Raw genomic sequence first — 16,565 nt, 5'->3', positions numbered from 1 at the left:
AATCAATTATTCTGATTAAAAGAAGGGACGATACAACCTTGTTCAAATTGACCAATACGTTGTATTTCCCATTGTAACAAATGCCCTGAATGAGCAAAAACACGAGCACGTACTACTTCACCTAATTTTTCAAGATCATAGCCTGTTGCTTGACCGGTATTAATCATAAAATTACAGTGCATCTTACTCATTTGAGCGCCACCAATCTTTAAACCGCGACACCCTGCCTCATCAATAACACGCCATGCAGACGTACCTACAGGATTACGAAAAGTAGACCCACCTGTTTTTTCACGAATAGGTTGCACCATCTGCCGATGAAGAGCAACTTCATCCATAGCAGCACGGATATAATTTCTATTCCCTCTCTCTCCTTCAAATAAGGCAGCAATAAAAACAAAATCATCAGGAATATCGCAACAACGATAAGAATAATGTATATCATTTACACTCAAGATATGGCGTTGTCCTTTACGATCAAGCGCATAAACTTCAATAACACGCTCAGCAGTTTCAACACCATTAGCTCCAGCATTCATTTTTAATGCTCCTCCACAACCACCAGGAATACCATGATAAAAATGAAAACCAGAAAGTTCAGCCTCTAAAGCTGCTGCGGCCAAATGCTTACCCGCCACCGCAGCACCAACCAAGAAGCGCTTCGATGACACTTGCTTTAACTGTCCAAAACCTTTTGCTGAAAGACGAATAACAACACCAGGGATACCCCCATCACGTACCAAAAGATTAGAACCGATCCCTACAATCGTTACAGGAATGGATTCAGGCAAAGATTGAAAAAATAAAACTAAATCTGCTTCATCAGAAGGCTGGTAAAAAATCTCAGCGAGTCCACCGGTACGAAACCATGTCACCTTACGCATATCAACATTGGGCGTTAATTTGCCCTGTATACCACATAACGCCGGCTGTAATTTCTTCAATAGCCCTTCACCATCAATCGGTTGAAATTTCATCATTTTTATCAAATACCACTAATTGATTGGACAATGCGTAAGCCCATTGTGTGATGCAACCAGCACCAAGAAAAACTACATAATCACCAGATTTAGCTAATGTAGATACAATAGAAATAACATCTTCCAAAGTATTAATCAGACGCACATCACGGTGACCAGCCATTTGAATATGCTCTACTAATTCTTTAGAACTAAAACCAGCTATTGGCTCCTCACCAGCTGCATAAACCGGTGTAATCATCACTGTATCCGCATCATTAAAACAAGCAGAAAAATCATCAAATAAATGATATAAACGCGTATAACGATGTGGTTGCACAACTGCAATGACTCGTCCTTTTGCGCTCTCACGTGCTGCATGCAAAACAGCTTTTATTTCCACTGGATGATGCCCATAATCATCAAATATCTCAACTCCATTCCAATCCCCTGTTTTCGTAAAACGTCGTTTTACACCCCCAAACTCTGCTAATCCTTTTTTTATAGCTTCAGGTGAAACGCCGAGCTCATATGCGATAGCAATTGCTGCAGTAGCATTAGAAACATTATGCTTCCCGGACATCGGTAAAATCAAATTGTTGATTTCAGTTTTTTCGCCTGTTTTTTGTGATCGAATGAGAATATCAAAATACATTTTTTGACCTTCCATCGAAAGATTAAGAAAACGAACATCTGCTTGTGGATTTGCACCATACGTAATCACCCAACGATCATGAATACGACTAACTAATGTCTGAACTTCTGGATGATCAAGGCACATAACAGCAAAACCATAAAAAGGCACATTTTCTACAAACTGCCGAAAAGCCTCACGTAAAGCATTAAAATTGCCATAATGGTCTAAATGCTCAACGTCGATATTAGTAACCACAGCTATATCAGCAGGCAATTTTAAAAATGTCCCGTCACTTTCATCAGCCTCAACCACCATCCAATCCCCGTCTCCCATACGTGCATTAGTCCCATAAGCATTGATAATACCACCATTAATGACTATAGGATCAAAACGACCTACATCAAGAAGTGCAGCTACCATTGATGTAGTCGTTGTTTTTCCATGTGTACCACCAATAGCAATTGTCCGACGAAAACGCATTAACTCAGCAAGCATTTCTGCACGCTTAACAACCGGTAGATGCCTCTTTTTGGCAGCGATATATTCAGGATTTGTTTTCTTAATGGCAGTAGAAATAATAACAACTTCCGCTGCTCCTAAATTTTCAGCATGATGCCCTATATAAATATTAATTCCCTTATTCTGTAGGCGTTCAATATTTGCGTTATGAGTTTGATCGGATCCTTGAACTTTATAACCAAGATTATGAAGAACTTCAGCAATTCCGCTCATGCCTATACCTCCGATTCCTACAAAATGGATAAGGCCAATATTAAGCGGCATTTTCATCAAAAAACTCCTTTTTAATATCTGATAATGATCGTTCTAGAATCAACGCTTCAACCATATTTGCTAAAACAACGGTCGCATGGGGTTGCCCAACTTTTTTTGCAGCCAGAGCCTGTTTTTTCAATAAGTGTGGCTCACAACAGACTTTTTTCAAGAGAGAAGCAAGTGTTTGCGTATTTAAATCTTTTTCTATTATAATCTGAGCGCCTCCCATTTCAGAGAGTTTAGCCGCATTCTCTGCTTGATCGTGATCTAAAGCATAGGGATATGGAATAAGTAAAGCTGGTCGACCAATCACAGCTATTTCACAAACTGTTGAAGCACCAGCACGTGACATAATAAAATGGGATTGAGCGATATGTTCAGCCATATTATCAAAAAAACGTGCAACTTTTGCCTGTACTCCCATATCATGATAAATTTTTATTAGATCTACGGTTTCATCATAAACCTGCTGAACAATGCGTAAACGTTTCCGTATATTTTGATCAAGTAAAGCAATTGCTCCAGGAACAACTTGTGAAAAAAAAGCTGCCCCTTGGCTACCACCAAAAACCAAAAAATGAAATGGTTGTTCACCCATAGAAGGACAATAAGGAACCTTTGCAGCTTGAAGAATAGCCTTACGAACAGGATTACCTGTAAGGAATGTTTTATGAATATAAACACTGTTAGCTGATAATAAACCACCGGCAATGGCATTGACCCTAGACGCCAATAATCTATTAGCACGTCCCATAACAGCATTTTGTTCATGAATAAATGTCTTATATCCCATTAAGGTAGCAACTAAAACTGGCGGAAAAGTAGGATAACCACCAAACCCACCGACAAGAACAGGCCGCAATTTACAAAAAAGTATCCATGATTGAAACATTCCCTTCAGCAAATACCAAAATGTTTTTATAAATGCAAAAGAACGAGATCGTACAAAAGTTGCCGATGAAATAATATGAACATGCTCTTCATCAAAATGACGTAAAAAACGTTTAGCTCTTTCATCTATCGTCAAATGAACATCATATCCACGCTCTCTCAATTCAACAGCAAGTGCTTCTGCAGGAAAAAGATGCCCACCTGTACCACCAGCGGCCAAAACAATAATTTTTTTATGTTTCATAAGTAGCATCCGAAACAGAAGTTAAAAGAAAAGTTGAAACACGCGCTTCTGGCCAACGGCGTGTCAAACTTAATAAAATGCCTATAGAAATTGCAATTGCTACCATAGATGAGCCACCATAAGAAATAAATGGTAGTGTCATACCCTTTGGAGGCATTAGATGAAGATTAACTGCCATATTAATCGCTGATTGAAAACCAATTATCATTGCTATGCCAGTAATACCAAAACGTGTGAAGATATCACGGGTGTTTAACGCTACATAAAGAGAGCGTATAACAATAAAACCAAAAAGTACTGTAATCAATAAACAAAGAATAATACCATATTCTTCAGCTGCAACAGAAAATACAAAATCTGTATGGCTATCAGGAATAATACGTTTAACCGTACCCTCACCAGGGCCTCGACCAAACCATCCACCATTCAAAATAGCTTCACGTCCTACATCAACTTGAAATGTATTGCCTTCACCTGTTAAAAAACCATTGATACGTTCACGCACATGATGAACAAAAAAATAAACTAAAAAACCTCCTAAAATGCCGAGAATAAGAAATAAGAAGATAATGATAAGAGGTACACCTGCAACAAAAAACAAGCCACCCCATGTCGCACTTATTAAAAGTGTTTGACCAATATCTGGTTGCAAGACAAGAAGCATACAACAAATCACATACAGTGCAATAACCAATATATAGATGAGAATACCTTTATGCTGTACCTGTGTAGCAAAAAGCCAAGCGGATATAATAACAAAAGCCGGTTTCATAAACTCTGACGCTTGTAAAGAAACACCACATACAGAAATCCAACGTCGCGCCCCTTTTAACTCAATACCAAATAACAAAGTTGCAATCATAAGTATAAGGGTCGTAATTAGCAATAAAGCACATAAACGGCGAATATTACGAGGTGAAAAAAAAGAAATAGTAATCATGGTCACAAATGCGGAAATACTAAAAATAATGTGCCAACGAACAAAATAAAAACTATCAGCAATCCCAATTTTTTTTGCAACAGAGGGACTAGCTGCAAAAGATAGCATAATACCAATTCCCATAAGGATCAGACAAGCAGTAAAAATAGAGCGATCAATGGTCCACCACCAATCGGAGATTGGGCCTCGATCTGCACGAGTAATCATCATTTTCACTTTACCTTTTATAATCACATCCAAAACAAAATGATATGATTTTCCTATTATCTTTGATAAGTACTTAAAAATTTAAGTTACACTCAAAAAGATTCTGGATTGTTAACATAGAATAACTTTCTATAATTCTTCCTTCTTTAGCTGCATAACAAGAGAAACAAAAGCTTCTCCGCGTACTTTATAATTCTTAAATTGATCATAACTTGCACACGCTGGAGAAAACAAAATCACAGCGTCCTGCGTTGTATCACGGGCTGCATCACTAGCCGCTTCGCGGACTGCATTTTCTAAAGTTAGACTCATCGAAAAAGGAAAGGCAGAACCAATAATGCGCGCAAAATTTTCCGCTGCAGTACCAATTAAATACGCTTTACGAATTTTATAAAAAAATCCTTTAAGAGAATCAATCCCACCTTCTTTTGCTTGTCCTCCAACAATCCAAAAAATATTGTTAAAAGTAGCAAGTGCAGGAGCAGATGCCTCTGCATTTGTAGCCTTACTATCATTAATAAACAAAATAGATCCAATCTTACACACCTCCTGCATTCGATGTGCAAGCCCTAAATAACTTGCTAAATGCTCTTCTATATCTGATATCTCTGAGGTAGTAATTTTTAACATCTGTAAAGTTGCTAGAGCCATAAGAGCATTTTCCGCATTATGACTTCCACGTAACGAAGTCATATTAGCTAAATCTGCAAGCAGATGACGATGCCCATAACGAACAGAAAAAAGCTTTGTTCCTTCTACATAAAAACCATTTTTAATAAAACGCTCTTTAGAAACTGGCTTAATCTGATAACCTTCATCAAAAAGCTTTTGATATAAAGCACGGCAAACTAAACTATCAACTGAAATAAGAGCATTAGAAGCTTTAGAAACGACACGCCCTTTGATCTGTCCATAAAGTTCAAAGCTACCATGACGATCAATATGATCGGGTGTTAAATTCAACAAAAGACCAATAGTTGGCTGAAGAGATGGAGCTAATTCTATTTGAAATGACGAACATTCAATAACATAAATACGTTTTTTAACAAATGGCTTAAGCGTTAATATTGCTGTCCCAATATTTCCTCCCGTTTGCACATCATAACCCATTTTTTCTAAAAGGTGGGAAAGTAAAGCAGTCGTTGTTGATTTACCATTTGTACCCGTAATAGCAACAAACGGAACATCTTGATCAGAAAAATCATTTTGCTGTAAAAAAAGATTACGAGCACGGACAAATAGCTCAATATCACCGATAATTTCTATATTTTCTTGACGTGCTTTTTCAACAACCCAATGTGGTCTTGGATAAGTTAAAGGTACTCCAGGAGCTAAAATCAACGCAATAAATTCTGACCAATCCTCATAATATAGATTCTTTGTTGGAATGTTTTCCTTACAAGCAGCTTCCACACTAGAAAAATTATCATCCCATGCAACTACTTCTGCACCACAAGAAATCAAAACTTTTGCTGTAGCTATTCCTGATTGTCCCAATCCAAATACAGCAACTTTTTGGCCTTTATAACACTCAACAGAAATCAAGATTTCACCTCAATTTAAGTGTTGAAAGACCAATCAACGCTAAAACAATTGCAATAATCCAAAAGCGTATCACGATCTGACTTTCTGTCCAACCCTTTTTCTCAAAATGATGATGAATCGGTGCCATAAGGAATAAACGTTTTTTCGTCAGTTTGAACCAACCCACCTGAATAATAACTGACATCGCTTCTAAGACAAAAAGTCCACCAATAACAGCTAAAACAATTTCGTGCTTCGTTGCAACAGCAATAAGACCTAACAGCCCTCCAAGAGCCAAAGAACCAGTATCTCCCATAAAAATAGCAGCTGGGGGCGCATTAAACCATAAAAAACCAAGACCAGCACCAAAAACTGCTCCGAGTAAAACAGCTAACTCACCTGTGCCCGCCACATAATGAATTTGTAAATAATCAGCAAAATTCACATTACCAGCAAGATAAGCAATCAATGCAAAAGATAAAGATACAATCATCACAGGAACAATAGCAAGCCCATCAAGACCATCGGTCAAATTAACAGCATTACCAGTACCTACAATAACACAAGCGGTAAAAGGAATAAAAAACCAACTCAAATTAATAAAATAATCCTTTACAAAAGGCAAAGCTAATCCTGGTGAACCAACTTTTAAAATAATAAAACAGGCAATGACAGCAATTACAAATTCTAAACTTAACCGGGCTTTTCCAGAAAAACCTTTATCCGTTTGCTTTGTCACTTTAAGATAATCATCATAAAAGCCAATCATCCCAAAAGAAAGCATAACAAACAACGATACCCAAAAATAAATATTTAATAAATTACACCATAAAAATGCCGATACCATAATACCAATTAAAATCATTAATCCACCCATAGTAGGTGTTCCAGCTTTTTTAAAGTGAGTGTGGGGACCATCAGCTCGAATTGGCTGTCCTTGACCCTGCCGACTTTTAAGAAAAGCAATAATACTTGGACCAAACAAAAAAACAATTAAACCTGATGTTAGGATAGCGGCAACAGTTCGAAAAGTAATATATCGAAAAACATTAACACCCGGAATCCAATCATTCAGCAAGGAAAAAAATAGCATCATAGTAAAAAACCTAATAAAATTATAAAGAAATTACTTTATAACGATCAAGAATTGCAGTCACAATATTTGATAAATAAATGCGACGGGATGATTTAATCATAATAAGATCTCCATTTGAAATTTCTGAAAAAACAAGTGGCAAAATTTCTTCAATATTTTCAGAATGACAAACATTAACATGAGAAGAAAGATCATTAGCTAAAAACTTCATTTCTTTGCCAACCAAAAAAACCAAATGAACACCAGAAACACATATAGGTTGTAGCAAATCACGATGTAATTTTTCACTGTGATCCCCTAATTCAAGCATATCACCCAAAATAGCAATTCGTCTCCCACCTATGCCTATTGGTCCTGTCGCAAGAAGATCAAGAGCAGCACGCATAGAAGTAGGATTAGCATTATAACTTTCATCAATTAAATGAAACGTACCACCATTTGATAAAGAGAGTTTATAAAGAGCCCCACGGCCTTTTTGAAGAGAAAAGCGAGCCAAAGCAAGCATAACATATGCCAAATCAGCACCAACGGCATCACAAGCGGCAAGAACACTTAAACCATTTTGTACCATATGTTGGCCAGGTGCACCAATTTTAATCATTACATCTTTCTGATCAAGATGTACAATCATACAAGAGCAATTTTCTAAACGACGAACTTCCTTAGCTTGATAATCAGCACAATTAGACTGACCAAAACTCCGAATTTTTTTCACACCAAATTGTTTTGCTTTTTGAAGCAAATAAGAAAAAAAATGATCATCTGCATTTAAAAGAGCTATACCATCTTTATCTAATCCTTCAAAAATTTCAGCCTTGGCATCTGCAATTTCTTCAAGACTTTTGAAAAATTCCATATGCCCAGCTGCAATACGAGTAATTAATACCACATGCGGACAAACCAACTTCACCAAAGGGCGAATTTCATCTTTATGATTCATACCAATTTCAAAGATAGCATAATCACTATCTATAGGCATTCGTGCCAAAGTCAGTGGAACACCCCAGCAATTATTAAAAGAAGCAAGATTAGCATGAACCTTTCCAACAGTTTCAAGTGCTTGTTTAAGAGCCTCTTTTGTCGTTGTTTTCCCTACAGAACCTGTAATAGCTATAATTTTAGCTTTTGAACGTTTACGTGCTGCTTGCGCAAGCTTTTCTAATGACTGTAAAACATCAGAAACAACAATCAGTGGAGCATCTATTTTTTTCATTTCATCCAAACGATTTTCTGCAACCACTAAAACTCCCGCGCCTTGCGCATAGGCATGTGCAGCAAAATCATGACCATCAAGATGATGCCCTTTAATACAGAAAAAAACATCACCTTCTAAAAGAGTTCGGCTATCAATAGAAATCCCAGGAAAAGTTTCTGGTAAACATCCAACCGTAAAACCATTCATCGCAGAAATGAGTGCCTGCTTATCCCATAAAGCTATCATTTATTCAGTTCCTTTAAAGCAGCAATCACTTGCAAACGATCTGAGAAAGGATATGTTTTTTGCCCTATAATTTGTCCATTTTCGTGACCTTTTCCTGCAACAATTAATGTATCTCCAGTTTTCAGCAATCTCACTGCATAATAAATTGCTTCAGCACGATCCGCTATTTCTATTGCTTCCGGCACCGCTTGTAAAATATCTTTTCGAATTTTCTCCGGTGCTTCCGTACGAGGGTTATCGTCAGTTACAATTACAATATCAGCTTTATTTCCTGCAATTGTTCCCATCAAAGCTCTCTTTCCTTGATCGCGATCACCACCACAACCAAAAACAAGAATTAAACGTCCTTGCGTAAAAGGACGAACAGAAAGTAATACCTGTTCTAAGGCCTCTGGCTTATGCGCATAATCGACGTAAACAGGTGCTCCATCTTCTGTTTTTCCAACCAATTCTAACCGACCAGGTGCCCCTTGTAATTTTTCAAGAGAACGAAAAACCATATCTGGAGATGCACGTGTCGCAATTGCTAAACCTGCAGCCATAAGTGCATTAGCTACTTGAAAATCGCCAACAAGAGGCAAATCAAATGTATAAATATTATTTCCCATCCGACATTCAACACATTGTTTTAATCGTTGATGTTCAACACGATTAAGTGTGATGAATTTCCCTGTGCGTCCAATTGTCAAAACTTGCCGGTGAGCTCGCCTAACAATATCGATAACCTTTTGTGAATAAATATCATCCGCAAAAATAAGAGCAGGCGCGTCTTGCGGTAAAAGCGTATTAAATAATCTCATCTTAGCGTGAAAATAATCCTCTATGCACTTGTGATAATCCATATGATCACGCCCTAAATTGGTAAAAGCAGCCGCAGCTAAACGCACTCCATCAATCCGACATTGATCAAGCCCATGTGAAGAAGCTTCAAGGGCAGCATGTGTGACACCTTCATTGGCAATTTCACATAACAAACGCTGTAACATCACTGGATCAGGTGTGGTTAGAGAACCAAGATCATGACGTTTAGGGGAGACAACACCTACTGTTCCTATACTAGCAGCACAACAACCAACATATTTCCAAATTTGCCGAATAAAAGATACAACCGATGTCTTACCACTTGTACCTGTAACAGCCACCATTATTTCAGGTTGAGAATTATAAAAACGGGCAGCTGCTATAGCTAAACTATGACGTACATTCAAAACACGAACAACAGGAACAAGTGAATTCTCAAAAACAAAATTATGATCTGTAACGATTACCCGCGCACCACGCTTTATAGCATCATTTACATACTCTCTGCCATCCCTTTGATTTCCCTTAAGCGCCACGAAAACATAACCTGGCAATATCTGACGAGAATCAGCGCTTATCCCTGTAATGTCAATTGATGCAAAATAATCATCTTTAATACATTCTATAAATAATTCTCCAAGCAACATGGCCATTTACCTTTAATATTAATTTTTCACTACCGTTTTCGGTAGTCCCAAATTGCTTTTTGTTCTTATAATTGGTTCATATTCTTTCTTAAAATCTGGTTCTACTCCAAGAAAAATAGCTGAACGACGAATAATGTTCGCAAGCACTGGTGCTGCATTCATCGCTGCTGTCGCTGAATGTTTTTCATTTTCAGGTTTAGGTTCATCAATAATTGTTAAGACAATATAAGACGGATTATCTATAGGAAAAGCAGCCAAAAAACTATTAAAGTTTTTTTCTTTAGAATATTTTCCATTTTCAACTTTTTCAGATGTTCCTGTCTTACCACCAATGCGATAACCCACCACCTTTGCATTACGACCCGAACCAATATCGCTATTCAATTTATAAAGATAACGCATATCTTGACTTGTTTGAGGATGGAGAACCTGTTTAGCATGTTTCAAAGCCTCTTCTTTAGAACGTTTTAAAAACGTGGGATCAATCAACAAACCACCATTCATCAAAGCAGCAGCAGCTACCGCTGTTTGCAATGGTGTTGTCGCAATACCATGTCCAAAAGAAATCGTCATAGAATTGATATCCTTCCAATAATGAGGATAAATCGGTTGGGCAACTTCAGGTAATTCCGTTAACATACGATCAAGTAAACCAAGGCGTTTTAAAAAATTGCGGTGTTTATCTACTCCTATTGCCAAGGCCTCTTTGGCAGAACCAATATTAGAAGAATAAATAAAAACTTCCCACAATGTTAAAGGGCGATTTCTCGCATGAAAATCACGAATAAAATGATTGCGAGTTGCCTGAATTGGTTGGGAAGCGTCAATAATACTATTTAAATGAAAAAGACCTGAATCAAGCGCCATTGCTGTAGTAAAACTTTTAATAATTGACCCCATTTCAAAAGTTCCAGCCGTTATCCGGTTAAAATGATTATTTTTAAGAGCATCAACAGGATTCGCAGGAGAAAAATCGGGCACAGAGACCATAGCTAAAACTTCACTGGTATGAATGTTTAAAATAACAGCTCCTGCAGCAATTGCTTTATAACGTTTCATAGCTTCCATCAGTTCATCATGAACAATTGCCTGAACACGTACATCAATCGAAAGTTGCACTGGCCTCAATGATTCCTCAGTTGCAAGACCGGTCGCACGAAGAATACTCAAACCATTATCATCAATATATTTTTCCATGCCAGCTAGGCCTTGATTATCAACATTAACCATACCAAGAATATGTGAAGCTATAGATCCACCTGGATAAAAACGACGTATTTCGGTACGAAAGCCAATACCTGGAATGCCGAGCTCCATAATTTGTGCCTTTTGCGTTGGGGTTAACCCACGTTGAATCCAAGAAAAACCGGAATTTCTTTTTAAACGTTTATAGACTTCCTGCCAATTGAGTTTTGGCAAAACTGTTGAGATCAATTCAATCGTTTCATCCACATCAATAATACGACGTGGTTCAGCAAAAAGCGAATAAGTGGTAATATCTTTTGCTAATAAACGCCCATTACGATCAACAATATCAGGTCGAGAAGCTAGTTGCACTATTATCGGCCCTTTTGCTTCTTCAATTTGACCACCTTTAAGCCCATAGGAAATAAGACACCCTCCTATGAGTCCATAAAGAAAAAGAAAACACAATAAAGAAAAAATCAAGCGTGGATGGTTAGAATATGGCTGACACATAGAAGAAACTAGAGGCTTCAATTGATTACTTAAATAATTTTTCTTTCGTGAAAACGGGAACGATAATTGCATCACCGTCCACCTTTTTGAACAACACTACTTTGAACACTACGATTCTCAGCTAAAAAAGCTTTATCATCATCTTCAAAACTATTCTGCTTAATCAATTCTTCAATTTGATCTTGCAAACGCATTGGAATATCTTTTAATTTTACAATTTGACGTGGCTGTATTACCTCTAAGTTCAGTTCTTTTTGGTAACGTTCTGCAAGTTTTTTCATTCGTGAAGGCTCAATCATTACAGCCCATTCAGTATGAAGCAAATTAACCATATTTTTTTCGGCTGCAATTTCTCGCTCAATACGATGCACTTCACTAATTTGTTTTTGGACATCATATTTAACCTTATATGTAAGACCTGCCATACAAATCATAACTACCACTAAAATCACATCTAATGTGCGAAAAATTATCATTTCTTACTGCCTTCAAAACGAGCAATTTCTGCCAAGCCAAATAATTTCATATCCGCCGCAATAGCAGCTTCTTGAGTCCGTACACCAATACGCAACCTCGCAGAACGTGCACGAGGATTTTGTTGTAATTCTTCTTGAGTTGCAGTTTTTACACCTTTAAATAAAGGAACAAATGTCGCTGGAACTGATTTTATTTCAGGAAGATAACGTGATCCCTTTTTATAACCCGAGCGAGCAGATAAAAATTTTTTTACCATGCGATCTTCAAGAGAATGAAAGCTAACAACTGCCAAACGACCTTCTGCTTTTAAAACGCGCTCAGCAGCGAATAAACCACATGCAAGCTCGCCAAGCTCATTATTAACATAAATTCGCAGTGCTTGGAATACACGCGTTGCAGGATGAATATGATCACCTGGTTTGCGTCCTATTAAAGTTTCGATAGCATGAGCAAGATCAATTGTGCGTAAAAAAGGACGCACATAACGACGTTTATCAATCATCCGTGCAATTCGACCTGCGTAACGCTCTTCCCCCAAAGTCTTAAAAAGTTGCGCCAAATCATCTACCTTTAAATAATTAACAACATCAGCTGCCGTAAAACCGGTCTGTGCCATTCGCATATCTAACGGACCATCTTTTTGAAAAGAAAAACCGCGTTCGGCTTCATCAAGCTGCATAGAAGAAACACCAATATCAAGAATAACTGCGTCTACTTCGCCTTCCACTATGCGATCCAACTGTGAAAACTTTGCTTGAATTAAATGAAGACGTGGGAAAAACTGATCAACAAGTGCTTGTCCCTCACGAATTGCAAGAGGATCACGATCAAGTGCGATAACCTCTGCACCTGCATTCAATAGAGCACGCGAATAACCCCCAGCACCAAAGGTACCGTCAATTACTCTCGCTCCAGCTAATGGTGCAATTCCAGCTAATACTGACTGCAACAATACTGGAATATGGCGTTCGACTCCACTATCCTGTCTTATCAAAATAATCCATCTTGATTTATGTTTTTCCAAATCAATAGCCATCAATGGTATATGACATCATTATAACTAAAACTTTAACTCTCATCCTTACTACGAAGAGTAAATCAAGTTAAAGCTGAATCACTATATACATTGGCTTACTAATACTTAAAGAAATGTTATAATTTAAAAAAACGCTTTATTTTTATTTTTGAGTATAAAAACTCCAAAAACAAAAATATGCGTTTTTATAAAAACATATGAATTTTTATTGTATAGAAAATATCAGTCGGCCTATAAGCCGGGTTCTGTTAGTAAAGTTTACGCTTTACATGGCAACCATTCATCTAGGACGGATGTTACCATCCGCCTCATGCAACCTACCCAAATGACTCGCCTGGAAACTGGCTGCAAGTTAAACCTTGCGCATCATTTCTATTCGGTCTTGCTCCCGATGGGGTTTACCTTGCCACACTCATTACTGAGTGCGCGGTGGGCTCTTACCCCACCCTTTCACCCTTACCTATAAAAATAGGCGGTTTGCTTTCTGTGGCACTTTCCCTAGGGTCGCCCCCGCCGGGTGTTACCCGGCATCGTTTTTCCATGGAGCCCGGACTTTCCTCACCTATCACTTTTTAGCATTGGATACGCGCGGCTGCCCGGCCGACTGACTTCTTATTATTTATCTATACAATATTTTTCAGAAAGTGAAAATAGTGACCAAAAGATATTTTTAGGCTTATCAAGATAAGTTAATCGGTTACAAAGCACATTATTATTTAAATGAAGCTAAATACGTTTTAACTTTTGAGCAATATCTTGCTGAAATAGAATTCATTTTTTTTGCAGAATGACCTGCGTTATATTTAAGAACTGTACGACATGTATCTCCCCTACTTAATTTATGTGCCCGCGCCAAATAACGCATACCATATTCAAGATTGATTGCAGGCTCATAAAGATCTTTTACAGGACCATTAAAACCCAACCATCGCGCAGTAGATGGTTTAATTTGCATCAATCCTATTTCACCGGAAGAACCTTTTGTGCTTGCATTATAACTGCTCTCAACATTGATAACAGCATGCGCCAAATTAATAGGAACTTTATGTTTAATCGCAATTTTTTGGATGAGACCCTCATAAGGACGAACAGACATCTTAGAAACCTTATAAGAAGTAAACAATGAATTTTTACTTGAATCTACAACATTTATTCCTGCAAAAGCTATATTGATACTTAACATAAAAAATACAGCAAATGCTGTACTTAAAAAGATTTTCAAAAATTGCATTCTTTCTCTCTTCACTAATACATTGGTAATCATAGCCATAATGATATTGAAAATGTATTTTATTGAGAAAAAAAGCTAAAAAACGTCATAAAAATGAAAATATTAAGATAATTTCAAGAAGTTCTAATATTAGAGAATAACTTTTTAAAATTTTGATTATATTGTTTTTGTTTTATAAATAAAAAAACTAAGATAAATTTATAATAGAGTAAAAAATATAACGCATTTATCATTGATATGTTATGATAAGAAATTTTAAGTAGAAAAAAATCGTACCAAAAAAATTTTATTACCTTCAATACAAGATTATCAAGATTCCATTAATATTAAATTCATAATTCCATCTTGCTAATGTAAACTGAAATACTTCCATTCAATACCTTTTTAGATGTCATTATATAATGGTTTGAAAACAACTATCTGTTATATTCAATAATCAAAGCAATGTTAAAAAACTAATGCTCAAAAAATTACTCAATTTTTAAATATATATTTACAAAAAAATACGATTGAATTTCATTTTAAAAAAGCAATATATTGCTTTTTATATATTATTTCTAGAATAGAAGACATAGAATTATAATTTGAAAAACTTAAATAGCTAAAAACAATTTCCTGGTAAAATAATGATTATTAATAAATTATCATTTATGTTTTATTTACTATTATTTAGAAGCAATAAAATATAACAAATTGAGGAATATAAATATTTTTCTTTATACAAATTTAATACAAAAATAATTTTTGATTAGAATATCAAAAAATTATGTGTTTAGATGCGATCTTATATGTTGTAATTCTTAGGATTAAAAAATGATAAAATTCAGCCAGCATTAATATTATTCTGATTTTGTTATTTATAGCTAGTTTATTAGCCTATTACTTTGTATTTAATAGGATGATTGTTTTTCATCAAATTAATACAACAAAAGACATGGAGTTTAAAGAAGCAATATTTTTCCCGAAAGTTACAATGAGCTTTTCTAAAATAAATAACCGACAAAAGCGAAAAATTATTTATCAAGGACCTAAAGATGCAATTGCTTCTTCTCTTGAAAGCAATCAAAATAACGAATAAGCACAAAAATTTCTGCAATCGTAATCAGCGTTATATTATATATCAGAATAAATTTTATGTCCTTCTATTGTAAACTTTTATTAATCTTTTTTTATAATTTTGAGACAATTATATGTTTGTAAATGGTTTTAAATCTGTTTCGTCGCATTTTTCACTCATTCCAAAAATCATAACGAAGAAGTGTAAAACTTTTAATTCTTAATACGAATACAACATGTATTAAATACTCAAAACTCATCTTATATGGTTCTTTTCCTTCCAGAGATGAAGTTCATTTAACAACCTTGCTCCGCTTATCTTCCAAGATACCGTGTCTTCTTAATATTTCATATTCCTCGCGTTAAATACTGTATTTATTTTCCCTTTTTTATATAGCCTGAGTAAGACGATCTATTAAGAAAAACCAGGCATATCCACTGAAAATATTGAAGTCTTATATCATTTAATTTCTTCTATGCTTTCGTGAAATCAAAAACTAACTTTGTAAAGATACTTTGATATGAATCTATACATTGTTGTACTTAATTAATGTGATGGTCTTATTATGCTGACCACAGCTCTCAAATGTTCTACTTTTTATGAAAAACAAAGTTATAGAACACATATAATTTAAAAAAACCCGACTGAAGAAATACTTCAGCCGGGTCAGACAATCTAAGGGATCCACGCGGGGGGGGGGATAGGTTCCCTGACCGTCTGCTTGCATCACCCATTAATGCGAATGACGCAGTACTTTCATATGAAATAAAATATTTTAAACGACAAGAAATTCTTATGATCGTTTATAAAAAAATGCAAAAAAGATTGTAATTCTTATAAAAATAGAAAAAATAAGGCAAAAAAATATTCAAAAATGATCCAATTTGGAGCAAATCTATTTTAAA

At 36.0% G+C, this 16,565-nt stretch carries 12 protein-coding genes and 1 other RNA gene; all 13 read right to left on the bottom strand.

Annotation, left to right across the window (positions count from 1 at the left end):
- Positions 1-2 precede the first annotated feature (2 nt).
- The 13 genes from murB to T420_RS0105060 all read right to left on the bottom strand — a co-directional run bounded on the left by murB (position 3) and on the right by T420_RS0105060 (position 14,603).
- Complete coding sequence (murB, locus tag T420_RS0105115; RefSeq protein WP_013545307.1) at positions 3-980, bottom strand: UDP-N-acetylmuramate dehydrogenase; 978 nt, start codon at positions 978-980, stop codon at positions 3-5.
- Positions 958-2,385, bottom strand: a complete 1,428-nt coding sequence (murC, locus tag T420_RS0105110; protein ID WP_026501204.1) for a UDP-N-acetylmuramate--L-alanine ligase — start codon at positions 2,383-2,385, stop codon at positions 958-960. Before murC ends, murB begins: the two co-directional genes overlap by 23 nt.
- Complete coding sequence (murG, locus tag T420_RS0105105) at positions 2,369-3,505, bottom strand: undecaprenyldiphospho-muramoylpentapeptide beta-N-acetylglucosaminyltransferase (protein WP_026501203.1); 1,137 nt, start codon at positions 3,503-3,505, stop codon at positions 2,369-2,371. The genes murC and murG overlap by 17 nt, the downstream gene beginning before the upstream one ends.
- Entirely contained in the window at positions 3,495-4,652 is a 1,158-nt protein-coding gene (locus T420_RS0105100) for an FtsW/RodA/SpoVE family cell cycle protein (RefSeq protein ID WP_013545310.1), read from the bottom strand. Before T420_RS0105100 ends, murG begins: the two co-directional genes overlap by 11 nt.
- A gap of 129 nt (positions 4,653-4,781) precedes the next feature.
- Positions 4,782-6,197 carry a UDP-N-acetylmuramoyl-L-alanine--D-glutamate ligase gene (murD, locus tag T420_RS0105095; RefSeq protein ID WP_013545311.1) on the bottom strand — a complete coding sequence of 472 codons (1,416 nt, stop codon included), beginning with the start codon at positions 6,195-6,197 and terminating at the stop codon, positions 4,782-4,784.
- Positions 6,198-6,201: 4 nt separating this feature from the next.
- Positions 6,202-7,272, bottom strand: coding sequence for a phospho-N-acetylmuramoyl-pentapeptide-transferase (mraY, locus tag T420_RS0105090; RefSeq protein WP_013545312.1), 1,071 nt, complete (start codon positions 7,270-7,272; stop codon positions 6,202-6,204).
- Between the two features lie 19 nt (positions 7,273-7,291).
- Positions 7,292-8,713, bottom strand: coding sequence for a UDP-N-acetylmuramoylalanyl-D-glutamyl-2,6-diaminopimelate--D-alanyl-D-alanine ligase (locus T420_RS0105085; protein ID WP_013545313.1), 1,422 nt, complete (start codon positions 8,711-8,713; stop codon positions 7,292-7,294).
- Entirely contained in the window at positions 8,710-10,161 is a 1,452-nt protein-coding gene (locus T420_RS0105080) for a UDP-N-acetylmuramoyl-L-alanyl-D-glutamate--2,6-diaminopimelate ligase (RefSeq protein WP_013545314.1), read from the bottom strand. Before T420_RS0105080 ends, T420_RS0105085 begins: the two co-directional genes overlap by 4 nt.
- 18 nt (positions 10,162-10,179) lie before the next feature.
- Positions 10,180-11,931 (bottom strand): peptidoglycan D,D-transpeptidase FtsI family protein, encoded by a 1,752-nt coding sequence (locus T420_RS0105075; RefSeq protein ID WP_026501202.1) that lies wholly within the window; start codon positions 11,929-11,931, stop codon positions 10,180-10,182.
- Entirely contained in the window at positions 11,931-12,335 is a 405-nt protein-coding gene (gene ftsL / locus T420_RS0105070; protein ID WP_013545316.1) for a cell division protein FtsL, read from the bottom strand. The genes T420_RS0105075 and ftsL overlap by 1 nt, the downstream gene beginning before the upstream one ends.
- Positions 12,332-13,372, bottom strand: coding sequence for a 16S rRNA (cytosine(1402)-N(4))-methyltransferase RsmH (gene rsmH, locus T420_RS0105065; protein ID WP_013545317.1), 1,041 nt, complete (start codon positions 13,370-13,372; stop codon positions 12,332-12,334). Before rsmH ends, ftsL begins: the two co-directional genes overlap by 4 nt.
- Before the next feature lie 218 nt (positions 13,373-13,590).
- Positions 13,591-13,980: RNase P RNA component class A (rnpB, locus tag T420_RS07140), an RNA gene on the bottom strand.
- 104 nt (positions 13,981-14,084) lie between these two features.
- Entirely contained in the window at positions 14,085-14,603 is a 519-nt protein-coding gene (locus T420_RS0105060) for a lytic transglycosylase domain-containing protein (RefSeq protein ID WP_013545319.1), read from the bottom strand.
- Positions 14,604-16,565: the final 1,962 nt, after the last annotated feature.

Origin of the sequence: Bartonella clarridgeiae ATCC 51734 (assembly GCF_000518185.1) — a bacterium.
Classification (GTDB): Bacteria; Pseudomonadota; Alphaproteobacteria; order Rhizobiales; family Rhizobiaceae; genus Bartonella; species Bartonella clarridgeiae.
Note: the sequence above shows the minus strand (reverse complement) of the source record. Positions and strands in the feature narration are given on the sequence as shown.